This is a genomic window from Staphylococcus ratti, from assembly GCF_020883535.1.
Classification (GTDB): Bacteria; Bacillota; Bacilli; order Staphylococcales; family Staphylococcaceae; genus Staphylococcus; species Staphylococcus ratti.
The window spans coordinates 1416750-1440163 of record NZ_CP086654.1 but is presented as its reverse complement, the minus strand read 5'-3'; the positions used below and the strand labels follow the sequence as shown (position 1 = coordinate 1440163).

Annotated in this window: 22 protein-coding genes; all 22 read left to right on the top strand. The window is 36.3% G+C overall.

Annotated features, from left to right (window positions below):
• Positions 1-114 precede the first annotated feature (114 nt).
• The gene (rimP, locus tag LN051_RS06935; RefSeq protein ID WP_229291819.1) at positions 115-582 is read left to right on the top strand and encodes a ribosome maturation factor RimP; all 468 of its coding nucleotides are present in this window, start codon (positions 115-117) and stop codon (positions 580-582) included.
• 19 nt (positions 583-601) lie between these two features.
• On the top strand, positions 602-1756 hold the full coding sequence (gene nusA, locus LN051_RS06930; protein WP_229291818.1) for a transcription termination factor NusA: 1155 nt from the start codon (positions 602-604) through the stop codon (positions 1754-1756).
• Positions 1757-1767: 11 nt separating this feature from the next.
• Positions 1768-2055, top strand: coding sequence for an RNase P modulator RnpM (rnpM, locus tag LN051_RS06925; protein WP_229291817.1), 288 nt, complete (start codon positions 1768-1770; stop codon positions 2053-2055).
• Entirely contained in the window at positions 2052-2357 is a 306-nt protein-coding gene (locus LN051_RS06920) for a YlxQ family RNA-binding protein (protein WP_229291816.1), read from the top strand. Before rnpM ends, LN051_RS06920 begins: the two co-directional genes overlap by 4 nt.
• Positions 2358-2373: 16 nt before the next feature.
• A complete protein-coding gene (infB, locus tag LN051_RS06915; protein ID WP_229291815.1) occupies positions 2374-4509 on the top strand; it encodes a translation initiation factor IF-2 in 2136 nt (711 codons plus the stop codon).
• A gap of 108 nt (positions 4510-4617) precedes the next feature.
• Complete coding sequence (locus LN051_RS06910; protein ID WP_229291814.1) at positions 4618-5004, top strand: VOC family protein; 387 nt, start codon at positions 4618-4620, stop codon at positions 5002-5004.
• A 98-nt stretch (positions 5005-5102) separates the two neighbouring features.
• Entirely contained in the window at positions 5103-5447 is a 345-nt protein-coding gene (gene rbfA / locus LN051_RS06905) for a 30S ribosome-binding factor RbfA (RefSeq protein ID WP_229291813.1), read from the top strand.
• Positions 5448-5523: 76 nt separating this feature from the next.
• The gene (truB, locus tag LN051_RS06900; RefSeq protein ID WP_229291812.1) at positions 5524-6441 is read left to right on the top strand and encodes a tRNA pseudouridine(55) synthase TruB; all 918 of its coding nucleotides are present in this window, start codon (positions 5524-5526) and stop codon (positions 6439-6441) included.
• 17 nt (positions 6442-6458) lie between these two features.
• The gene (locus LN051_RS06895; RefSeq protein ID WP_229291811.1) at positions 6459-7430 is read left to right on the top strand and encodes a bifunctional riboflavin kinase/FAD synthetase; all 972 of its coding nucleotides are present in this window, start codon (positions 6459-6461) and stop codon (positions 7428-7430) included.
• A gap of 103 nt (positions 7431-7533) precedes the next feature.
• Complete coding sequence (gene rpsO / locus LN051_RS06890) at positions 7534-7803, top strand: 30S ribosomal protein S15 (RefSeq protein WP_229291810.1); 270 nt, start codon at positions 7534-7536, stop codon at positions 7801-7803.
• Positions 7804-7959: 156 nt separating this feature from the next.
• Positions 7960-10062: a polyribonucleotide nucleotidyltransferase gene (pnp, locus tag LN051_RS06885; RefSeq protein WP_229291809.1), complete on the top strand. Its 2103-nt coding sequence runs from the start codon at positions 7960-7962 to the stop codon at positions 10060-10062.
• A 384-nt stretch (positions 10063-10446) separates the two neighbouring features.
• On the top strand, positions 10447-11763 hold the full coding sequence (locus tag LN051_RS06880; RefSeq protein WP_229291808.1) for a M30 family zinc metallopeptidase: 1317 nt from the start codon (positions 10447-10449) through the stop codon (positions 11761-11763).
• Between the two features lie 174 nt (positions 11764-11937).
• On the top strand, positions 11938-13611 hold the full coding sequence (gene rnjB / locus LN051_RS06875) for a ribonuclease J2 (protein WP_229291807.1): 1674 nt from the start codon (positions 11938-11940) through the stop codon (positions 13609-13611).
• Positions 13612-13761: 150 nt separating this feature from the next.
• The gene (locus LN051_RS06870; protein WP_229291806.1) at positions 13762-16107 is read left to right on the top strand and encodes an FtsK/SpoIIIE family DNA translocase; all 2346 of its coding nucleotides are present in this window, start codon (positions 13762-13764) and stop codon (positions 16105-16107) included.
• 2 nt (positions 16108-16109) lie between these two features.
• The gene (locus LN051_RS06865) at positions 16110-16826 is read left to right on the top strand and encodes a GntR family transcriptional regulator (protein WP_229291805.1); all 717 of its coding nucleotides are present in this window, start codon (positions 16110-16112) and stop codon (positions 16824-16826) included.
• Positions 16827-16857: 31 nt separating this feature from the next.
• Positions 16858-18132 (top strand): EF-P 5-aminopentanol modification-associated protein YfmF, encoded by a 1275-nt coding sequence (gene yfmF, locus LN051_RS06860; RefSeq protein WP_229291804.1) that lies wholly within the window; start codon positions 16858-16860, stop codon positions 18130-18132.
• On the top strand, positions 18125-19408 hold the full coding sequence (gene yfmH, locus LN051_RS06855) for an EF-P 5-aminopentanol modification-associated protein YfmH (protein ID WP_229291803.1): 1284 nt from the start codon (positions 18125-18127) through the stop codon (positions 19406-19408). The genes yfmF and yfmH overlap by 8 nt, the downstream gene beginning before the upstream one ends.
• Position 19409: 1 nt before the next feature.
• A complete protein-coding gene (gene ymfI, locus LN051_RS06850) occupies positions 19410-20114 on the top strand; it encodes an elongation factor P 5-aminopentanone reductase (RefSeq protein WP_229291802.1) in 705 nt (234 codons plus the stop codon).
• A gap of 51 nt (positions 20115-20165) precedes the next feature.
• Entirely contained in the window at positions 20166-21038 is an 873-nt protein-coding gene (locus LN051_RS06845; protein WP_229291801.1) for a DUF3388 domain-containing protein, read from the top strand.
• 12 nt (positions 21039-21050) lie between these two features.
• Positions 21051-21446 carry a helix-turn-helix domain-containing protein gene (locus LN051_RS06840; protein WP_229291800.1) on the top strand — a complete coding sequence of 132 codons (396 nt, stop codon included), beginning with the start codon at positions 21051-21053 and terminating at the stop codon, positions 21444-21446.
• Positions 21447-21485: 39 nt separating this feature from the next.
• Positions 21486-22070, top strand: coding sequence for a CDP-diacylglycerol--glycerol-3-phosphate 3-phosphatidyltransferase (gene pgsA / locus LN051_RS06835; protein WP_229291799.1), 585 nt, complete (start codon positions 21486-21488; stop codon positions 22068-22070).
• Positions 22071-22164: 94 nt separating this feature from the next.
• Entirely contained in the window at positions 22165-23328 is a 1164-nt protein-coding gene (locus LN051_RS06830) for a CinA family nicotinamide mononucleotide deamidase-related protein (protein ID WP_229291798.1), read from the top strand.
• The last annotated feature ends 86 nt before the right edge of the window (positions 23329-23414 follow it).

Genomic DNA, 23414 nt, shown 5'->3' with positions numbered 1-23414 from the left:
GTAGGAATCGCATGATTATGCTATAATAATAATGCTTATAAATTTGGACTCAAGGAGAAAGAGTGGGTATCACCCGCTCTTTTCTGTTTGTGTACCGCTGATAAGGGGGCTCGTATGAGTAAAGTTACAGAGCAAGTTGAAACATTAATCCAACCTGTCCTTGAAGCATTGAATTATGACTTAGTAGATGTTGAGTTTGCTAAAGAAGGTCGTGAACATTATTTACGCATTTCAATTGATAAGCCAGGCGGTGTCGATTTAAATGATTGCACATTAGCATCTGAGAAAATAAGCGAAGTCATGGACGAACACGACCCTATTCCAGAAGCATATTACCTTGATGTTGCTTCACCAGGTGCAGAACGACCAATTAAAAAGGAAAAAGACTTTCAAAATGCGAAAGCACAACCGATATTTGTATCGTTATATGCGCCCATTGAAGGTGAAAAAGAATGGTTAGGTATTTTAAAAGATGTGACAGACACAGACATTACAATGGAAGTGAAAGTTAAAGCAAAAACAAAAGAAGTCATAATACCACGTGACAAAATTGCAAAGGCGCGTCATGCAGTGATGTTATAGATGTAAGGAGGAAGTTTGAGTGAAAAGTAATGAATTATTATTAGCTACAGAATATCTTGAAAAGGAAAAAAAGATTCCAAGAGAGGTATTAGTAGATGCCATTGAAGCAGCATTGATTACTGCTTACAAAAAGAATTATGATAGTGCACGCAATGTACGTGTGGAATTGAACTTAGACAGTGGAACATTCCGTGTCATTTCACGTAAAGAAGTTGTTGAAGAGGTTTTTGATGATAGAGAAGAAGTTGATTTATCAACTGCACTTGTTAAAAATCCAGCTTATGAAATCGGCGACATTTATGAAGAAGATGTCACACCGAAAGACTTTGGTCGCGTAGGTGCACAAGCAGCAAAACAAGCTGTGATGCAACGTTTACGCGATGCAGAACGTGAAATTTTATATGAAGAATTTATAGATAAAGAAGAAGACATTATGACAGGGGTTATCGACCGTGTAGACCACCGTTACGTTTATGTGAACTTAGGACGTACAGAAGCGGTGCTTTCAGAAGCAGAGCGTAGCCCTAATGAAAATTACATCCCAAATGAGCGTATTAAAGTATTTGTGAACAAAGTAGAACAAACAACAAAAGGACCACAAATCTATGTATCACGTAGTCACCCTGGTTTACTTAAACGCTTATTTGAGCAAGAAGTTCCTGAAATTTATGAAGGCACTGTTGAAGTGAAATCTGTGGCACGTGAAGCGGGCGATCGTTCAAAAATAAGTGTTCATTCGGACAACCCTGATATCGATGCAGTTGGCGCTTGTGTAGGGGCAAAAGGTGCACGTGTGGAAGCAGTGGTTGAAGAATTAGGCGGCGAAAAAATCGACATCGTTCAATGGAGTGAAGACCCTAAAGTTTTCGTAAGCAATGCATTAAGCCCATCACAGGTAGTAGATGTTATTGTAGATGAAGCAAACCAATCAACAACAGTTATTGTCCCTGATTATCAATTGTCATTAGCGATTGGTAAGCGTGGTCAAAATGCACGTTTAGCTGCAAAGCTCACAGGATGGAAAATCGACATTAAATCAGAATCAGACGCTAAAGGACTTCAACTTGAAGATAAATGGGTGACACAATCCGATAATCAAGACAGTGAACCTGAAGTTGATCATTTAGATGAAACACCTGAAGATGCATTAGAAGATCAACGCGAAGAAAAATAGGAGGGATTTACATGAAAAAACGTAAAATTCCTATGCGTAAATGTATTTTATCCAATGAAATGAAGCCTAAAAAAGATATGATTCGCGTGGTTCAAAATAAAGAAGGTGAAATTTCTGCGGATGCAACAGGAAAAAAACAAGGGCGTGGTGCTTATGTTTCCAAAGATGTAGCACTTGTTGAAAAAGCCCAAGCCACTCAAAAGCTGGAGCAGTTTTTTAAAGCTTCGACGGAAGAGATGGCACCTGTCTATAAAGAAATCATTCGCTTAATCTACAGAGAAGAGATTCCTACAAAATGACAAATGTATCTTTTTTAAACTTTTTAGGACTAGCCATGCGTGCAGGTAAAGTGAAAAGTGGTGAGAGCGTGATTCTCACAGAAATTAAAAAGCAACGATTACATCTCGTACTCATCGCAAATGATGCGTCAGACAATACTAAAAAAACACTAACGAATAAGTGTAAAAGTTACCAAATTCCATATCGTATCGTGAGCAACCGTTATGAACTTGGCGATGCGGTAGGAAAAAAAGTAAGGGTAAATATCGGCATTACCGATCAAGGTTTCGCGAGGAAATTAATGTCTATGATCGATGAATAAAGTAAGGAGTGGTTCAATGAGTAAACAAAGAATCTATGAATATGCCAAATCATTAAATATTAAAAGTAAAGATGTTATTGATGAATTAAAGAAATCAGGCGTTGAAGTATCAAACCACATGCAAACATTAGAGGATGACCATGTTAAGACGTTAGATAAAGCTTTTAAAAAAGAGCGTAAATCATCAGAACAGACAACTTCTAAAAAGAATCATCAACACCAGTCAACAGCGCAAAAGAAAGAGCAATCTAAGCCAAACAATAAGAAACAACATAGCAACCAAAAAAATAACGGTAACGCGAAAAACAATAAGCGTAATAATAAAAACAATAAAAATAATAAACAAAACCGTAACAACAAACAAAAACAAACACAACAATCTGCGGAACCAAAAGAAATGCCATCAAAAATCACTTATACAGAAGGCATTACAGTAGGTGAACTTGCGGACAAAATCGGTGTAGATTCATCTGAAATTATTAAAAAACTCTTCTTATTAGGGATTATGGCGAATATCAACCAATCACTTGATATCGAAGCGCTAGAGCTTGTTGCCTCAGATTATGGCGTTGAATTAGAAGAAGAAATTGTGATTGATGATAATGATTTGTCAATTTATTTTGAAGACGTTGAAAATGATGAAGCAGCAACAGAACGACCAGCTGTTGTTACAATTATGGGTCACGTCGATCATGGTAAAACAACACTCCTTGACTCTATTCGAAATACACGTGTAACTGAAGGGGAAGCTGGCGGTATTACGCAACATATTGGTGCTTATCAAATCAAAAACAATGACAAAAAAATTACATTTTTAGATACACCGGGACATGCTGCATTTACAACAATGCGTGCACGTGGTGCCCAAGTGACAGACATAACAATTTTAGTTGTTGCAGCAGATGATGGTGTCATGCCTCAAACAATCGAAGCGATCAACCATGCAAAAGAAGCTGAAGTTCCGATTATTGTAGCTGTGAACAAAATTGACAAACCGACAGCTAACCCTGATCGTGTGATGCAAGAGCTAACAGAATATAACCTTATCCCTGAAGATTGGGGCGGAGATACTATTTTCGTTTCACTATCTGCTTTAAGTGGCGAAGGTATCGACGATTTACTAGAAATGATTGGTCTTGTAGCTGAAGTACAAGAATTAAAAGCAAATGCTGAAAAAGCTGCTGTAGGAACAGTGATTGAAGCGGAATTAGACAAATCACGTGGTCCAGCTGCATCTTTATTAGTACAAAACGGAACATTAAGTGTAGGAGACGCAATTGTTGTAGGTAACACACACGGAAAAGTGCGTGCAATGGTTAACGACCTAGGTAAGCGTATTAAATCGGCTGGTCCATCTACACCTGTTGAAATTACAGGATTAAATGATGTACCTCAAGCTGGCGACCGCTTCGTTGTCTTTAAAGACGAAAAGAAAGCGCGTCGTATTGGGGAAGCACGCGAGCAAGAAAGCATTTTACAACAACGCCAAGAAAGTAAAAATGTTTCATTAGATAACTTATTTGAGCAAATGAAACAAGGTGAAATGAAAGACTTAAATGTCATTATTAAAGGTGACGTTCAAGGTTCAGTAGAAGCATTAGCTGCTTCATTAATGAAAATTGATGTTGAAGGTGTCAACGTACGTATTATTCATACTGCAACAGGAGCAATCAATGAGTCAGACGTGACACTTGCGAATGCGTCTAATGGTATTATTATAGGATTTAACGTGCGTCCAGATGCTGGTGCGAAACGTGCAGCAGAAGCTGAAAACGTAGATATGCGTTTACACCGTGTCATTTATAACGTTATTGAAGAAATTGAATCTGCGATGAAAGGTATGCTTGACCCAGAATATGAGGAAAAAGTTATTGGACAAGCAGAAGTGCGTCAAACTTTCAAAGTATCTAAAGTGGGAACAATTGCAGGTAGCTATGTAACAGAAGGTAAAATCACGCGTGACTCTGGTGTACGTATTATTCGTGACGGTGTTGTTTTATTTGAAGGTGAGTTAGACACATTAAAACGTTTTAAAGACGATGCCAAAGAAGTTGCTCAAGGTTATGAGTGTGGTATCACTATCGAAAAATTCAATGATATTAAAGAAGGCGATATCATTGAAGCATATGTAATGGTTGAAGTAGAGCGTTAAGGCGTATCAAATGGTTAACCGTTCGAAACATTATCGGGGCTTAGACGATGAGATGTCTCTGCTCCGTTTTTTATCATCTTGAACACATATCATTAAGGGGGAGATTTAATGTTAGTGACAAATATGTGGTTTAATTTAGCGGTAAATGATTTAAAGAAAAGCATGACATTTTATGATGCAATAGGTTTTGAAATTATGCAACGTCCTGAGCAAAAAGGGCACATGTTTGGCATACAAGCCGGTCCGTCATCTCCTATAATGTTTGTAGAACATCCGACGTTCAAATCCTATTTGCAACAAGAGGTAAGCGGTCATGACGTACTTATCTCACTTTCTGTTTCGAGTGAAGCAGATTTAGATCGATTAATTGAGAATGTTTCAAAAGCAGGGGGAACCATTGTACAACCTAAACATAAGCGAGATGGTTTTATTGGCTGTGTTTTCCAAGATATCGATAATCATTTCTTTAATGTTCTCGTATTTAATGAATTCTAGTCCAACGATTTCGAGAGATTGACGGGCATTTTAACTGTCCTATATAATATTGAGATAAGGAAACCACTATAAAATTTAATTAAAAGAGGTGAAATACAATGAATATGAGAGCTGAACGTGTAGGCGAACAAATGAAAAAAGAGTTAATGGACATTATTAACAACAAACTTAAAGATCCGCGTGTTGGATTTTTAACGATTACAGAAGTTCAACCTACAAATGACCTTTCACTAGCAAAGGTGTACTGTACAGTGCTTGGTAGTGAAAAAGAGCGAGAAGATACATTTAAAGGTCTTGAAAAAGCAAAAGGTTTTATCAAAACTGAAATTGGTCAACGTATGCGTTTACGTGTCGTGCCTGATTTACAATTTGAATACGATGAATCGATTGAATACGGTAATCGAATTGAGCAATTGATCCAAGACCTACACAAAAAAGATTAAATGATTGATACTGGGATACCTCACACGACCATATAGTGGGCCGTATCCTAGTTTTTTTATGAAGAGGAGTGAAGCTATGTACCATGGTATTTTACCTGTGTATAAATCGCGTGGACTCACGAGTCATGATGTCGTATTTAAACTGCGTAAAATTTTAAAAACAAAAAAAATAGGACATACAGGAACGTTAGATCCTGAAGTGGATGGTGTGCTTCCGATATGTATTGGACAAGCTACGAAAGTCAGCGACTATGTGATGGATATGGGGAAAACGTATGTGGCAGATGTTACAATTGGATTTTCTACGACGACTGAAGATCAAACGGGAGAAGTTTTAGAATCTAAAAGCGTGACTGAAGGTATGGTGACGAATGAACAAATTGACGCGGTTTTATTGACATTTCAAGGGACGATAACACAAATTCCTCCTATGTATTCCTCAGTGAAAGTCAATGGCAAAAAGCTATATGAATATGCACGACAAGGTGAAACCGTTGAACGTCCATCAAGACAAGTAAAGATTGAACATATTAAACGGTTAAATCAAGTGGTTTTTAATAAAGGATGTGCTACATTTAAAATAGAGGTGACGTGTGGAAAAGGGACATATATCCGTACTTTAGCAACCGACATTGGAAAAAAATTGAATTTTCCAGCACATATGTCTCGATTGACGCGTACAAATAGCGGTGGTTTTCATATAGAACAAGCGCTCTCCCTTGAAACAATTTCTGAACATCATCAAAATGGCACATTAGATGAATCCATTTTACCATTGGTATATGGTTTGAAGGCTTTACCGATGATTCAAGTGAAAGATGACCGATTGAAACAACGTATATTAAATGGTCAGAAGTTGTCAACTGCGCGTTTTGATAGCGCTTTAAATACGCAACTCGTTTTCGTGGATGCATCCTCTAAAAACGTATTAGCAATTTATGAACCACATCCAACGTCTCATGACGAAATCAAACCGAAAAAGGTGTTTAATTAATAAAGGAGCATTGGAATATGGAAGTTATAGAAATTACACATCCCATTCAACCTGAGCAATATATTCAAGAAGACATTGCAATTGCATTAGGCTTTTTTGACGGCTTACATCGTGGCCATCAGGCTTTAATCCATAAATTACAAGAAGTTGCTACTGAACGAGGCATAAAAAAAGCGGTAATGACGTTTGACCCACATCCGTCAGTTGTGTTAAATCCTAAGCAGAAGCGCACGACCTATTTGACGCCTTTAGATGATAAAATTGAACGACTGCGTCAATATGATATTGATTATTGTTTGGTTGTCAACTTCTCCTCTCGTTTTGCAGAAGTATCATCAGACTCATTTATTCATGATTATCTTGTGAAAAACCGAGCGCATGTGATCGTAGCGGGATTTGATTTTACATTTGGCAAATATGGAAAAGGTAATATGGCAATGTTACAAGAATATCGAGATAATTTTGAATGTATTACTGTAGGTAAGCAAGATTTAAACAATGAAAAGATTTCTACAACTGCTATACGTGATGCATTGAAAAAAGGCGATTTACAAAAGGCAAATGAACAACTAGGTTATCGTTATCAAATCAAAGGAACAGTAGTACAAGGTGAAAAACGAGGCCGTACGATCGGCTTCCCAACTGCCAACATTGAACCGAGTGATGATTACTTACTTCCAACTAAAGGTGTCTATGCGGTAAGCATGAAAATAGGAACAAGTGATAAAATATATCGCGGAGTTTGTAATGTAGGGGTAAAACCTACATTTCATGAAGACTTGCCACAAGTCGTCATCGAAGTGAATATTTTTGATTTTGATGAAAATATTTATGGTGAACGTGTCGTTTTAGTATGGCATCACTACTTACGTCCAGAGATGAAATTTGACGGCATTGATCCACTTGTCGCACAAATGAATCAAGATAAAGAACGTGCGAAATATTTGTTATCAGTTGATTTTGACGATAATGTATCATATAATAAATAAAGTCTGTAAGTATGGACTATCGACCTTAGTCTTGGTAGGTTGAAACTCCGACGCCTCACTCAGATTAAGGCATCTTAAACAAATTAAAGGAGGAAATTGACAAATGGCAATTTCACAAGAACGTAAAAATGAATTAATCAAACAATATCGTACACACGAATCTGACACTGGTTCTCCAGAAGTTCAAATCGCTGTGTTAACTGCAGAAATCACTGCATTAAACGATCATTTACGTACACACAAAAAAGACCACCACTCTCGTCGTGGTTTATTAAAAATGGTAGGTCGTCGTCGCCATTTATTAAACTATTTACGTGAAAAAGACATTCAACGTTACCGTGAACTTATTAAGTCATTAGGTATCCGTCGTTAATGTATCATCACATGGAAAAGAAAGAGGCCAGGCTTTGGTTTCTTTCTTTTTTTACTATGTTATAAACAATTTATCGATAAAGCGTTTGTATCGCATTTTGTAAGTAAGCTATAATAATTGATGAAACGTATATCGAAGTAGGAGAGGAGATTATTCATGTCTCAAGAAAAAATGGTATTTAAAACGGAGTGGGCAAACCAACCGTTAACGATAGAAACAGGTCAACTCGCTAAACAAGCGAACGGGGCAGTCCTTGTTCGTTATGGTGATACTGTTGTTTTATCGACAGCAACAGCATCCAAAGAACCACGCGATGGCGATTTCTTTCCATTAACTGTAAATTATGAAGAAAAAATGTATGCCGCAGGTAAAATTCCAGGTGGATTTAAAAAGCGTGAAGGTCGTCCAGCAGATGAAGCCACATTAACAGCCCGTTTAATCGATCGCCCAATTCGTCCACTTTTCCCAGAAGGGTACCGTCATGATGTTCAAATTATGAACATGGTGTTAAGTGCAGATCCAAACTGCTCCCCAGAAATGGCAGCAATGATAGGTTCGTCTATGGCATTAAGTGTGTCAGATATTCCTTTCCAAGGACCAATTGCAGGTGTAAATGTAGGCTATATCGATGGCGAATATGTCATTAATCCAAATTTAGAACAAAAAGCACAGTCGCGTTTAGACTTAGAAGTAGCGGGGCACAAAGACGCGATTAACATGGTTGAAGCAGGTGCGAGTGAGATTACAGAAACTGAAATGTTAGAAGCAATTCTATTTGGACATAAAGAAATCCAAAGATTATGCGCTTTCCAAGAAGAAATTATTGCACATATTCAACCAGAAAAGCACGAATTTATTCCACAAGAAAAAAATCAAACATTAATCGATTCAGTTAAAGCGAAAGCTGAAGAAAATCGATTAAACGAAGCGATTCAAACGGTCGATAAACAAGAACGTGAAGCTAATCTAGATGCAATTAAAGACGCAATTGTTGCTGAATATATTAATGAAGAAGACCCTGAGAACGAGGCATTGCTTCAAGAAGTAAACAAGATTATCAACGTGTTAATCAAAGATGAGGTACGTCGCTTAATTGCTGATGAAAAGGTTAGACCAGATGGCCGTAAGCCAGATGAAATTCGTCCATTATCTTCTGAAGTTGGACTTTTACCACGTGCGCATGGTTCAGGTTTATTTACACGTGGTCAAACACAAGCAATATCTGTTTTAACATTGGGTTCGATTTCAGAATATCAAATTATTGATGGCTTAGGAGAAGAAGAACATAAACGCTTTATGCATCACTACAATTTCCCGAATTTCTCTGTTGGTGAGACAGGACCTGTTCGTGCACCGGGACGTCGTGAAATTGGACACGGTGCGCTAGGTGAACGAGCATTAAAATATATTATTCCTGATGAAAAAACTTTTCCATATACAGTACGTATTGTGAGTGAAGTGCTAGAATCTAATGGTTCATCTTCCCAAGCTTCTATCTGTGGCTCTACGCTTGCATTAATGGATGCAGGGGTACCAATTAAAGCGCCAGTGGCTGGTATTGCGATGGGACTCGTAACGCGCGATGAAAGTTATACGATTTTAACGGATATCCAAGGGATGGAAGATGCGCTTGGTGATATGGACTTTAAAGTAGCAGGTACAAAAGACGGCATTACAGCGATTCAAATGGACATTAAAATTGATGGCTTAACAAAAGAAGTCATTGAAGAAGCGCTTGAACAAGCACGTCAAGGTCGTTTAGCGATTTTAGAACATATGCTTCAAACAATTGAACAGCCTCGTTCAGAATTAAGTGCGTATGCGCCTAAAGTTGAAACTTTAATGATAAAACCTGAAAAAATCAGAGATGTTATTGGACCAGGTGGTAAGCAAATTAACGAAATTATTGATGCGACTGGCGTAAAATTAGACATCGAACAAGATGGTACGGTTTATATTGGTTCAACGGAACAAGAGATGATTAATCAAGCACGTGAATGGATTGAAAGCATTGTGCGCGAAGCAGAAGTAGGACAAGTGTACGAAGGAAAAGTAAAACGTATCGAAAAATTTGGCGCATTTGTAGAGCTTTTCCCTGGTAAAGATGCATTAGTTCACATTTCACAAATTGCGAACGAACGTATCAATAAAGTGGAAGACGTACTTAAAATCGGCGATACGCTACAAGTTAAGGTCACTGAGATTGATAAACAAGGGCGTGTTAATGCGTCTCATAAAGTATTATTAAACTCAAAATAAGTATTATATAGGATATTAAAAATAGCGGTAAAGAAATTCTAGAATGATAGATTTCTTTGTCGCTTTTTTATTGATTAAATTGTGTAGATAAAACATCTAAGCATCCAAGTGAACAATCTTAATCAATTACAAAGCTTTCACGATAGGACAAAATTTAAACCTTTAAATATTTATTTTCCTAATTATTACAAAATATCGAAAAATCAGAAAAAATTACTATGGCATAAGAGTATCGTATATTTACGTATCTTAGAATATAAACAAACTAACATATTTAATATTATGTAGTTAAAATATGAACAATTTATTAGATAATCTGAGCATTGATTGAGTTTTATATAAGTGTTAAGTTAGGGTTAATTAAATTTTAAGGAGGAAGTATAAATGTCAAAAAAGAAAAAAATGATAACTTCGTTTATCGCTAGTTCAATGGTTGCAGTACTTTCTTTAAATTCCTTTGCTGAAGCACATACTTACATTATTAATAATGAAGATACGAATAAAGATGGGGGAGATGCTTTTATAGGTAAACCTCAACAAAATAATTTTAGAGCACAAACGTTGGATGCGATGAAACCTAATAATTTACAGTCTTATCAAAAAGATAAGGTTTTTGAAGCACCTAAAGAAAAAGCGCCTATTACCGATAAAGTGCGTCGATCAGAAAATACAATTTCAAACGCAAAACTTAATGATTTCCGCATGTTTACTACGGTTAATATGAAAAATAATACGAATGAACGAACGAAAGCCCAATTAAAATATAACGGTAAAACAGCAAATGTATGGGTGGCAGATAAACACATTACCGACAAACAAGCACAAAATATAGGTAAAGAGTTTGATAATAAAATTGATCCTCTCGTTAAAGAAAAATTTGGTAAGCCTTCTGACGTAGATCATGATGGCAAAGTGAATATTTTAATCTATGATATCAAAGATGATTTTGATAATACGGGTTCTTATATAGGTGGATATTTCCACCCGAGGGATTTGTATGACGGACCTCATTCGAATCGTACTGAAGTGTTCTATATGGATACGTATCCTGCAATGGGAGAAGATAAAAATCACTTAAAAGAAAATAAAGTATATTCTACACTCGCACATGAATATCAACATATGGTGAATGCGAATCAAAAATTATTAAAAGAGAAAAAAGAAGACGGCATGGATGTATGGTTAGATGAAGCCTTTGCTATGGCAAGTGAACAAATGTACTTAGGAAAAGCGTTAGATCACAGAATTGACTATTATAATCAATCCACTTCAATTGCAAACGGGCACTCTTTGATCAAGTGGAATCATCGTGGCGACGTTCTTTCTAACTATTCATTATCTTATCTATTTTCTCAATACCTTCGTACGCAAAGCGACAATGGCGATAAAATATTCAAAGAAATCTTACAAGATCCTGCAGATACGGATGTTGCTTTAGAAAAAGCAATCAAAAAACATGTTGATCCTAACATGACGTTAGGGGAGTTTATGACCAACTTTAGAATTGCTTTAAAGAAAAAAGAAGCTAAAGGGATGCATGGTTTTAAAGGTGACCCTAGTTTCAAGGCGGTTAATCCTCAACCAGTTGGAGAGTTGCCACAAAGACTAGCCCCTCAAGGTTCAGTAATGTTTGAAACATCAAAGCCTATTGAAGTACCGAAAGATAAAGACGCAAAAATTAAATATAAGAAAGTGAAGTAAAAAGTGATAAGCGTGAGTCAGAAAACAAATCAATTTCTGACTCACGCTTATTTTATCTTTGTTTTAATAGATAATTCCATGTACATGCTTTAATAGTGTACAGACGTTATGATATCAACTATAATAAGATATGAATGTACAATGGACGGGTTATATTTATTAGGAGGTAACATTTTGAATTTAGTAAAGAAGAAAAATAAAAATATACGCATTATTCCGTTAGGTGGCGTAGGCGAAATCGCAAAAAATATGTATATCGTAGAAGTAGACGATGAAATGTTTATGCTTGATGCGGGACTGATGTTTCCAGAAGATGAAATGTTAGGGATTGATATCGTTATTCCTGATATTCAATATGTCATTGAAAATAAACATAAGTTAAAAGGTATCTTTTTAACACACGGTCACGAACATACAATTGGCGCGGTATCTTATGTATTAGAACAAGTTGATGCGCCTGTATATGGCTCAAAATTAACAATTGGTTTAGTTAAAGAAAATATGAAAGCGCGTAATATTGATAAAAAAATCAGATATTACGTTGTTAATAATGAATCGGTCATGCGCTTTAAAGGGGTGAACGTGACATTTTTTAACACGACACATAGCATTCCAGATAGCTTAGGCATATGTATTCACACATCCTATGGCGCGATTGTATATACAGGTGAGTTTAAGTTTGATCAAAGTCTGCAAGGGCAATATGCACCAGATATTCAAAAAATGGCTGAAATAGGCCAGAACGGTGTTTTTGCATTATTAAGTGACTCTAATGAAGCTGAAAAACCAGGGTACAATACGCCTGAAAATGTTATTGAATCACATATGTACGATGCATTCACTAAAGTTAAAGGACGCTTAATTGTATCATGTTTTGCATCTAATTTTATTCGTATTCAACAAGTACTGAATATTGCAGCACGTTTAAATCGTAAAGTTTCATTTTTAGGACGTTCATTGGAAAGTTCATTCAATATTGCGCGTAAAATGGGATATTTTGATATTCCAAAAGAGCTATTAATTCCAATTAATGAGGTTGGTAATTACCCTAAAAATGAAGTAATTATTATTGCGACGGGAATGCAAGGTGAGCCTGTCGAAGCTTTAAGTCAAATGGCACGTCAAAAACATAAAATTATGAACATTGAACCCGGGGATTCTGTATTTTTGGCGATAACAGCTTCTGCTAATATGGAAGTTATCGTCGGAGAAACACTTAATGAGTTGGTCCGTGCTGGCGCTGAAGTTATTCCTAACAACAAGAAAATTCATGCTTCAAGTCATGGCTGTATGGAAGAACTTAAAATGATGTTAAACATGATGAAACCGGAATATTTCATTCCAATACAAGGTGAATTTAAAATGCAAATTGCACATGCGAAGCTTGCAAGCGAAACAGGTGTTAAGCCAGAGAAAATTTTCCTTGTTGAAGCTGGGGATGTTATTAGTTTTGACGGCAAAGATATGACGTTAAATGAAAAAGTGCATGCAGGTAACGTTTTAATTGACGGCATCGGTGTCGGTGACGTTGGAAATATCGTTCTTCGTGACAGACACTTATTGGCAGAAGATGGTATATTTATTGCGGTTGTAACGTTAGATCCAAAAAATAAAACGATTGCAGCTGGACCAGAAATTCAATCACGTGGTTTTGTTTATGTACGTGAAAGTGAAGCGTTATTAAAAGAAGCTGAAGCAAAAGTACGTGAAATTGTTGAAGAAGGCTTACAATCTAAACATATTGAATGGTCTGAAATCAAACAAAATATGCGTGATCAAATTAGTAAATTACTCTTTGAAAGCACACGTCGTCGTCCAATGATTATTCCTGTCATTTCAGAAATTTAACATGATTGGCATAAAGATTTGAAATTCATGAACTCAATCGAATCCCTCTCTTTGAAAGTAGCTGTTTTAAAGAGAGGATTCGTTTTTTTACATATATAATGCGCTATAATAGCAATACATAGATTTTAGGAAAGAAGAAGGTGACTTTAAATGACACAAACGAAAAAGCGAAAATCGCGAACTTCCACACGAGGAAAACGCACGACGAAGAAAAAACAAAAAGATACTTCGTTGCGTTTTGTTTTGGCGATCGTTTTTGTCATTATATTAATGCTTGGCCTCTTTCAATTAGGAATTGTAGGCGTTGGAATAGATAGCTTTTTCAATTATTTGTTCGGATTGACACGTTATCTCACATATATTTTATTACTGTTAGCGACTGGTTTTTTGGCATACAACGGCAAATTACCTAAATCACGTCGATTAACGGGAAGTATTTTACTTCAATTGGCTTTACTGTTTATTGCACAAATCTACTATCAATCAATTGGTGGCATTAAAGCACAGCGAGAGCCGGTATTATCTTTTGTGTATCAACAATATGATGTTACGCCGTTTCCTAATTTTGGTGGGGGATGGTTAGGGTATCATTTAGTGAATATGCTCACGCCACTTATTTCAATTGTTGGTGTCGTTTTGTTAACGATCGTGTTAGGCGTTTCGAGCATTATATTATTATTAAAAAAACGTCATCGTGATGTAACCAAATTATGGTTTGAAAGCTCAAAATCACAAGCAGAAAAATCGTACGACAAATACCATCAATATAAACTTAAGCGTAGAGCTGCCCGCCAACAAAAATTAGAAACAAAGCGTGCTAACGACACTTCTAAAGATGTTTCACATTTCCAAGAAGTACCAAATGAAGATGACAACGAATCTTATGATGTGCCAACTATACCGATTTTTGGCCATCAAGATCGTAATGAAACCGAGCAACTTGAAACAGCATCGGCAGTGCAAACACAAAATGAAGAAGTTCCTGAACAAAAACAATTGGCTACCCCACGTAAAACAGTTTCAGAAGCACCAATGAGTGAGGCGGAAGGTTCAATTTCAGAAGCTGGAGAAATTGAAAATCAAGCTTACGAACTGCCACCGCTTACTTTATTAGATGAACCTAAAAAACAACAAGCAACGAGTAAATCGGAAGTACAACAAAAAGGTAAATTACTTGAAACAACATTAAAAAACTTTGGTGTTAATGCGAAAGTAACGCAAATTAAAATCGGACCTGCTGTAACGCAGTATGAGGTGCAACCTGCCCAAGGGGTAAAAGTAAGTCGTATCGTTAATTTACACAGCGATTTGGCTTTGGCTTTAGCTGCTAAGGATATTCGTATCGAAGCACCGATACCTGGTAAATCTGCAGTTGGTATTGAAGTGCCAAATGATAATATAGCACTTGTTTCATTAAAAGAAGTGCTTCAAGAAAAACTCCCAACGCAAAACAAATTGGAAGTGGCACTCGGACGCGATATTTCAGGTGAGCCGATGACGGCAGAACTTAACAAAATGCCTCATTTACTCGTGGCTGGTTCTACGGGAAGTGGTAAATCTGTTTGTATAAATGGTATCATCACAAGTATTTTATTAAACGCTAAACCTCATGAAGTCAAATTGATGATGATTGATCCTAAAATGGTAGAGCTAAATGTGTACAACGGCATTCCACATTTACTAACACCTGTTGTAACAAACCCACATAAAGCGTCTCAAGCTTTGGAAAAAGTAGTTGGAGAAATGGAACGTCGTTATGATTTATTCCAACATTCAGGTACGCGAAATATCGAAGGTTACAACCGTTTAATTACTAAAAAAAATCAAGAATTAGATGAAAAGGAACCTTTGTTACCTTATATTGTTGTGATTGTAGATGAGTTAGCAGATTTAATGATGGTGGCAGGTAAAGATGTAGAGACGGCTATTACACGAATTACGCAAATGGCACGTGCTGCTGGTATTCATTTAATTATTGCGACACAACGCCCGTCAGTTGACGTTATTACGGGATTAATCAAAAATAACATTCCATCTCGAATTGCGTTTGCAGTAAGTTCTCAAACAGATTCACGTACAATTATCGATAGTGGTGGCGCTGAAAAGTTACTTGGCAAAGGTGATATGTTATTTATTCAAAACGGTGGATCAGTGAGAACGCGTGTCCAAGGAGCCTTTTTAAGTGATAACGAAGTTCAAAAAATAGTAGATTATGTCGTAGCGCAACAATCTGCCAACTATGTTAAAGAAATGGAGCCAGGTGAAGTTGTAGAACAAGGAGAAGCTGAAAGTGATGACCCGTTATATCACGAAGCTTATTTGTTCGTGATAGAACAACAAAAAGCGAGTACATCTTTATTACAACGTCAATTTAGAATTGGATATAACCGAGCTTCTCGTATTATGGATGATTTAGAAAGAAACCAAGTTATAGGTCCTCAAAAAGGTAGTAAACCGAGACAAATTCTAGTGGATTTAAATGATGGAGAGGTGTAAATATGTCTGTAACGCCAGAAGTAAATAAAGTTAAAACGTGGATATTAAAACAAATAGAAACTGAAGCATTGAAGCCTGGAGAATCTTTGCCTAGCGTTTTCAACTTGGCGCGCACATGTGAAGTAAGTACAGAACATGTCACTATTGCGATTCATGAGTTGATTACTGAACAAATTGTAACCGAAAATTTTGAAGAAGGTGCGCGTGTTAATACACCGCAACCCTTCTTTTATCCACTTGATGAATTAATGAGTATTAGTCGAATGATATCTGATAAAGGGTATGAACATGGGACTGTGTTTTTAAGCCTTGATGAAGAACCTGCATCATTACATGATAGCCAAGTGATGAATATTGAACCCGACGATAAAATCACTGTTATAGAACGTATCTGTACAGCAGATAATCATCCAGTCGTATATTGTCTTGATAAAGTAGCTGCAAATGTTTTAGATTATTATGGGCAACACCAACAACAAACTTCTATTTTAAAAGCAATCGAAGAAGTGACTAAGAAAGAAATTGCTTATGCGGAAACTGAAATCCAAGCAATCAGCTATGAACCATACATTTCTGATGCATTGGAATCGGATCCACACGACGGATTAATGTTGCTAAAACAAGTGCACTATACTGAAGATGGAACACCAATTTTATATTCCTTAAATTATTTTAAAAGTAGCCTCGTTAAGTTTCGTACGATACGAAAACGTCTATAATAAATTATATGATGAATAAGGAGGAGATTATTTGAACGATACACAATCATCATCATTAGATGCCATACATATTCATGAGACATCTAAATTCAAAACAACCATGATTACTTTTAAATTTATGGCCCCTTTAGAAATTGAAACGATGACCAAGCGCTCACTTTTAAGCAAGATGTTAATTCGAGCGACAAAAAAGTGGCCGACGGATAAAGCATTTAGTCAACATTTATCAATGCTTTATGGCGCGCATGTTCATAGTTACGTTTCAAAATTTAAAGATCGACATGTTTTAACCTTGTCATTAGAAATTGTAAATGAACGTTATTTACATGATTCAACACCTTTACTTGAACAAGGTATTCAACTTTTAAAAGAAATTTTATATCAACCACTTATTGAAAATGAAGGGTTTCATCCTGGATTTTTAAAACAAGAAAAAATGTTACTTAAGAAAAAATTATCAGCGATTGAAGATAATAAGTCACAAATTGCGTATTTAAATCTTTTAAAGCACATGTTTGGTGACCATCCTTATCGCTATATGGCTGCAGGCGAACTTGAATTTATTGATGCCATTACTCCGGAAAACATTTATCATACATATCGGAAAATGTTAGAAGAAGATATTTGCAATGTCTATGTTGTTGGGAACGTGGACGCGAATAAGACAAAAAAACATATTGCAGAAACATTCAATTTAAAACCCACAAAAGTAGATTTCAAATCGATTTCTCAAGAGATAGCACCGCATGCTACAGTGAATGAGATCATTGAAACTGACGAAGTTGACCAAGCAAAGATTAATTTAGGTTTTCGCTTTCCAACGGTATTTGGGCAACCTGACTATTATGCATTAGCCGTTTTTAATACGATGTTTGGCGGAGATCCGTCCTCTGTGCTATTTAATGAAGTACGTGAACAAAAAAGTCTTGCGTATTCAATTCATTCACAAATAGATGGCAAAAATGGATTTCTTTATGTGATGAGCGGCGTTTCTTTAAAAGATGTTGACGAAGCAAAGGTAACAATTGTAGAAGCGTTTGAGCGCTTTAAAAAAGGTGAATTTAGTGCGGAAAAACTTGCATTAGCTAAAAAAATCATTTTATCACATCGTAAAGAGGCAAAAGATCGTCAAAAAAATATTATCGAAGTGATGCACAATCAGCTGCTTTTACCTAAAGCAGAAAGTGAAGTTTCTTTTGTCGAGAAAATTGAAAGCGTCACGCATCAAGATATTCAATCATTATGTCAGCGTGCACAACTTGATACCATTTACATTATGACAAAAGAAGGTGAATTCAATGCATAAAACCTACTATCCACAAATAGATGAGACCATATACAAAACGGTTTTAGATAATGGATTAAATGTTTTCATCATACCTAAAAAAGGTTTTCAAAAGACTTTTGTGACGTATACAACAGCTTTTGGCTCACTTGATTTTCGTTTTAAACCACATGGTCAAAGTGATTTTGTGACCGTTCCAGACGGGGTTGCACACTTTTTAGAACATAAGCTATTTGAAAAGGAAGACGGAGATTTATTTACTGAATTTGCCGAGCATGATGCGCAAGTGAATGCATTTACGACTTTTGATCGAACAAGTTATCTTTTTAGTGCTACAGATCATATTGAAGAGAATATTTTACGTTTACTGAAAATGGTGGAGACACCTTATTTTACAAAAGAAACGGTTGAAAAAGAAAAAGGAATTATCGCTGAAGAAATTAAAATGTATCAAGAGCAACCAGGATATAAATTAATGTTTAATACGTTACGAGCGATGTACGATACGCATCCTGTGCGAGTGGATATAGCTGGTAGTGTTGATAGTATTTATGACATTACAAAAGAGGATTTATATCTTTGTTATCATACGTTTTACCATCCTTCTAATATGGTGTTATTTATCGTAGGAGACGTGAATCCAGAACAGATGATTAATGTAGTGAAGGCACATGAAGACAAACGTCATATTGAGGCGCAACCTAAAATTGAGCGTGACGCATTAAGCGAACCTAATCATGTGATGCAACAAAATATTGTTGAGGCAATGCATATTCAATCTCCACGCCTTATGCTTGGGTTCAAAAACAAATTGTACGATGTGTCAGATCGACAAAGCGTTAAAGAAGATATTGAGATGTCGTTCTTTTTTGAATTATTGTATGGTGAAGAAACAGAATTTTATCAAAAAATATTAGACGAAGCGTTAATTGATGATACATTCAGTTATCAGACGGTGATTGAACCAACGTATAGTTTCTCACTGATTACATCTGCAACAACGGAACCTGATCAATTAAAAGCTTTGCTCCTTGAAGAATTAAATGCAAAACTTGGAAACATTCAAGATGTAGATTCATTTGAGTTGCTTAAAAAGCAATTTATTGGCGAATATGTTTCTAGCTTAAATGCACCAGAATACATTGCGAATCAATATACAAAATATTATTTTGACGGAGTAAGTTTATTTGAATTGCTAGATATTATTGATGATATTTCACTTGAGTCAATGAACGAAACGGCCAAAAAACGTTTGGATTTAAATCAATGTGTAGATAGTCGTTTGGAGATGAAATAACATGAAAGCGCTCGTAGTCGGAGGTTCTGGTGCGATTGGACAAGCCATTGTACGTGAGTTGTTAGACGAAGGCTTTGAAGTGATTGTGACATATCATCAGACGTCACTCACGTCGTTACAAACGACATTTCAAAATGAACCGGTACAATTTATTCAAATGGATTTGACTCAAACGCAAGACTTCGATAACGTTTTTGCGTTTATCAATAATGTAGATGTTTTGGTATATGTGAGCGGTCAAAGTTTGTATGGCATGTTGCAAGATATGTCAGATAAAGCGATACAAGATAACTATATGATACATGTGTATCAATTAATCAAGATAGCACAACACTTCTTAAATCAGCTTATACAAAGTACACGTGGTCGTATCGTAGTAATTTCATCTATTTGGGGAGAAATGGGTGCGAGCTTTGAAACGGTGTATTCTACGATGAAAGCGGCGCAAATTGGCTTTGTCAAAGCTTTAAGTGAAGAAGTGGCTTTAACACCTCTAACAGTTAATGCGATTGCACCTGGAATTGTTGCTAGTCGAATGACGGATGAATTAAATCCAGACGATTTAGCAGAAGTATTGGAGACAATTCCACAGCGACGGTTAGTTGAAGCGGAAGAAGTAGCTCATGCGTGTCGCTATTTAATTTCGCCTAAAGCTAAAAGTGTAACCGGCACGGTTCAACGGATTAATGGAGGTTGGTACCGATAGTTTGATATAATAGGCTTAACATGTCATACAAAGGGATAGGGGTGTATTGTGATGACGACAATGAAAGAAAAGAAGGAATGGTACTTAGAATACGATATCAATATAAACCGTGAAGGACTTCTCGGTGACGTTTCTAGTCTGTTGGGGATGATGGGAATTAATATTGGTACGATTAATGGTATTGATAATTCTCGACGCGCGTTCATTATTAAGTCAGATAGTGAGGAAAAGGTAAAGCGGTTTGAAACATTGCTACAAGAAATTGATGATATTTCTTTGCGCGTATTACGTGAACCTGAACTTAAAGATCGATTAGCAGTAAGACACGGTCGTTACATTAAGCAAGATAAATATGACAAAAAAATATTTCGCTTTGAGCGTTATGATTTAGGATTGCTCGTTGATTTTATGGCAGAATTGTTCAAAGAAGAAGGGCATAAGCTGATTGGTATACGTGGTATGCCACGCGTAGGGAAAACGGAATCTATTGTTGCAGGAAGCGTGTCTGCGCATAAAAAATGGTTATTTATTAGCTCGACACTTATTAAACAAACTGTTAGAAGTTCATTAATTAAAGGTGAGTACGACAAAGATCATGTATATATTATTGATGGTGCGGTGACAGCAAGAGAAACCAATCAAAAACATCAAGAACTCGTCAAAGAAGTGATGACGTTACCGTCTGTAAAAGTTGTCGAGCATCCTGATTTATTTGTTGAGGCGAGCGATTATATTATGGATGATTTTGATTACATTATCGAGCTGCGTGCTGAAGAAAATCAAAAAATCGAGTATGACGAAATGAAAAAGAAAACCGTTAAAAGTAAAAATAATCTCAATTTTGTCGATGAATTTGGCGGCTTTGGAGATGGCTTCGGCAATGATTTCGGTGGTGGATTTGACGAGGGTTTCAAGCCGTTTTAAGGAGGAGCATAAGTGAAAAAAATAGGCGAAGTGTTGCAAGGAAGACGAGAAAGAATGGGACTAACGTTAGCTGAACTGGAAAAGCGTACGCATATTCAACGGGAAATCTTAGTTCATATAGAAAAAAATGAGTTTGATTTGCTCAAATATCCTGAATATGCCAAAGGATTTATTCAAAAATATGCACATGCAGTCAATATGGACGCTAAAATCCTTATTTCAGAGCATGAAACAGAACTACCATCGTTGCATTATTCTGCAAAAACATCATTAGCACAACTTCGTCAAAATCCTGAGACGTTTGAATTAACGTCGTCAAATAACGAACAAAAATGGCTGGGGATTCTCATTGCTTGTACAATCATTTTGACAGGTGTATTTTGGGGCATACTTTCTCTTATGCTATAATAGAAACAAATGAAAGAGATATGAAAAGAGGACATACATATGAACATACCCAATCAGATTACTTTATTTCGTGTAATCTTAATTCCTGTCTTTATGTTATTTGCACTTGTTGATTTTGGCATGGGACAGATTTCATTTTGGGGTGGCACATCCATCCGCATTGAATTTTTAATCAGTGGCATTATTTTTATATTAGCGTCAGTTAGTGACTGGGTAGATGGTTACTTGGCTAGAAAATGGCAACTGGTAACAAATATGGGAAAATTTTTAGACCCTTTAGCAGACAAGTTACTTGTTTCTGCGGCATTAATCGTACTTGTAGAATTGGGCCTAACGAATTCTGTAGTGGCAGTGATTGTGATTGCGCGTGAATTTGCAGTGACAGGACTGCGTCTATTACAAATTGAACAAGGATTTGTGAGCGCAGCGGGTCAACTCGGAAAAGTTAAGACGGCAGTCACAATGGTAGCACTGGTTTTCCTATTTTTAGGTGATCCTTTCAGTCAATGGGTTGGCTTTTCAATAGGGTCTGTTCTACTTTATATTGGTGTTTTCTTTACTGTATTATCAGGTATTGAATACTTTTATAAAGGTAGAGCAGTTTTCTTACAAGACAAAAATTAATTTGAAATACCTCTAATGTAAGTCATGTGTTTTAGGCTATGAATGCTTAACCATCACAACATTAGAGGTTTTCTTATCATAAGGGGAGATATTCATGAACGTCTGTATTATCGGTGTAGGTTCAGAGTTATTGTTAGGTCAAATCGCAAACACGAATGCACAGTATCTATCCAGAGTTTTAAACGAAGCTGGACATCATGTTCTTGAGCATATTGTAGTTGGAGATAATGCCAAACGTTTAAAAGCTGTTTTAGAGCGCGCACTTCAAACTTATGACGGTATTATCTTAACAGGAGGGCTTGGTCCGACTAAAGATGATTTGACAAAACAAACGGTTGCTGAAGTTTTAAATCAAAAGCTTGTCACTGACGAGGAGGCTTTAAAATATATAAAAAATTATTTTAAAGCGCAACAAAGAATGATGACACCAAATAATAAACAACAAGCATTAGTGATTCAAGGCGCACATGTTTTGAAAAATGATGTCGGTATGGCTCCGGGCATGATGATTGAAAAAAATCATCAAAAAATTGTGCTTCTGCCAGGGCCCCCGAGAGAATTAAAACCAATGGTTTCAAAGTATATGATGCCACATTTTACAGAAGATAACGAAACGATTTATTCTGAAGTTTTACGTTTTGCTGGTATCGGAGAATCTGCAATTGAAACCGAGTTAATGGATTTAATTAATGCACAAACGAATCCTACAATTGCTCCTTTAGCAGGGGCACACGAGGTGACAATACGTTTAACAGGAAATGGGAGCAATCAGCAACAGTGTGAAAAGGTAATTGAACCTGTCAAACGCCAAATTTTAAATCGCGTAGGCGAATACTATTATGGATCAAACGATGTTACGCTTGAAGGTAGTGTGATGTCACAAACACAGCATACGATAGCTATTTATGACGGCGTTACAGATGGCAACTTAAATATGAGGTTGAAGCAAGTAGATGATGAACATTTCTTGCAAGGTTACATGCTGCATCATCCACAATTCATTGACGAAAAAGTCGACATAGAAACCCAATTACATCAAAGCGCTTATTTTGTACAATCGTTGTATAATACAACGCACGCTATCAGTTTATTATTTAAGCATCATACAGTTTACATAGGGCTTTTTAATGGTAAAGCATTAGAGGTCATTCGTTTTAATATCACTCAACAACAATTGCGTACACCTGACAGAAATTCAAATTATATTATGATTGAATGGCTCAATTGGCTAAAAAGCGCATCAATTAATAAAAAATGATGAGATATTAAGAGTACAAACGTTCGCTTTTGTGTAAAGTATCATTCTAAAAATAGCGAACAAATATTCGTAAAATACTTGTGTTT

Coding starts and splice junctions, on each gene's coding strand:
- LN051_RS06870 (WP_229291806.1), top strand. CDS start 13,762: ATGACACAAACGAAAAAGCGAAAATCGCGAACTTCCACACGAGGAAAA.
- rbfA (WP_229291813.1), top strand. CDS start 5,103: ATGAATATGAGAGCTGAACGTGTAGGCGAACAAATGAAAAAAGAGTTA.
- rnpM (WP_229291817.1), top strand. CDS start 1,768: ATGAAAAAACGTAAAATTCCTATGCGTAAATGTATTTTATCCAATGAA.
- LN051_RS06895 (WP_229291811.1), top strand. CDS start 6,459: ATGGAAGTTATAGAAATTACACATCCCATTCAACCTGAGCAATATATT.
- LN051_RS06920 (WP_229291816.1), top strand. CDS start 2,052: ATGACAAATGTATCTTTTTTAAACTTTTTAGGACTAGCCATGCGTGCA.
- LN051_RS06845 (WP_229291801.1), top strand. CDS start 20,166: ATGACGACAATGAAAGAAAAGAAGGAATGGTACTTAGAATACGATATC.
- ymfI (WP_229291802.1), top strand. CDS start 19,410: ATGAAAGCGCTCGTAGTCGGAGGTTCTGGTGCGATTGGACAAGCCATT.
- LN051_RS06865 (WP_229291805.1), top strand. CDS start 16,110: ATGTCTGTAACGCCAGAAGTAAATAAAGTTAAAACGTGGATATTAAAA.
- rpsO (WP_229291810.1), top strand. CDS start 7,534: ATGGCAATTTCACAAGAACGTAAAAATGAATTAATCAAACAATATCGT.
- LN051_RS06910 (WP_229291814.1), top strand. CDS start 4,618: ATGTTAGTGACAAATATGTGGTTTAATTTAGCGGTAAATGATTTAAAG.
- LN051_RS06880 (WP_229291808.1), top strand. CDS start 10,447: ATGTCAAAAAAGAAAAAAATGATAACTTCGTTTATCGCTAGTTCAATG.
- pnp (WP_229291809.1), top strand. CDS start 7,960: ATGTCTCAAGAAAAAATGGTATTTAAAACGGAGTGGGCAAACCAACCG.
- truB (WP_229291812.1), top strand. CDS start 5,524: ATGTACCATGGTATTTTACCTGTGTATAAATCGCGTGGACTCACGAGT.
- rimP (WP_229291819.1), top strand. CDS start 115: ATGAGTAAAGTTACAGAGCAAGTTGAAACATTAATCCAACCTGTCCTT.
- LN051_RS06830 (WP_229291798.1), top strand. CDS start 22,165: ATGAACGTCTGTATTATCGGTGTAGGTTCAGAGTTATTGTTAGGTCAA.
- pgsA (WP_229291799.1), top strand. CDS start 21,486: ATGAACATACCCAATCAGATTACTTTATTTCGTGTAATCTTAATTCCT.
- yfmH (WP_229291803.1), top strand. CDS start 18,125: ATGCATAAAACCTACTATCCACAAATAGATGAGACCATATACAAAACG.
- infB (WP_229291815.1), top strand. CDS start 2,374: ATGAGTAAACAAAGAATCTATGAATATGCCAAATCATTAAATATTAAA.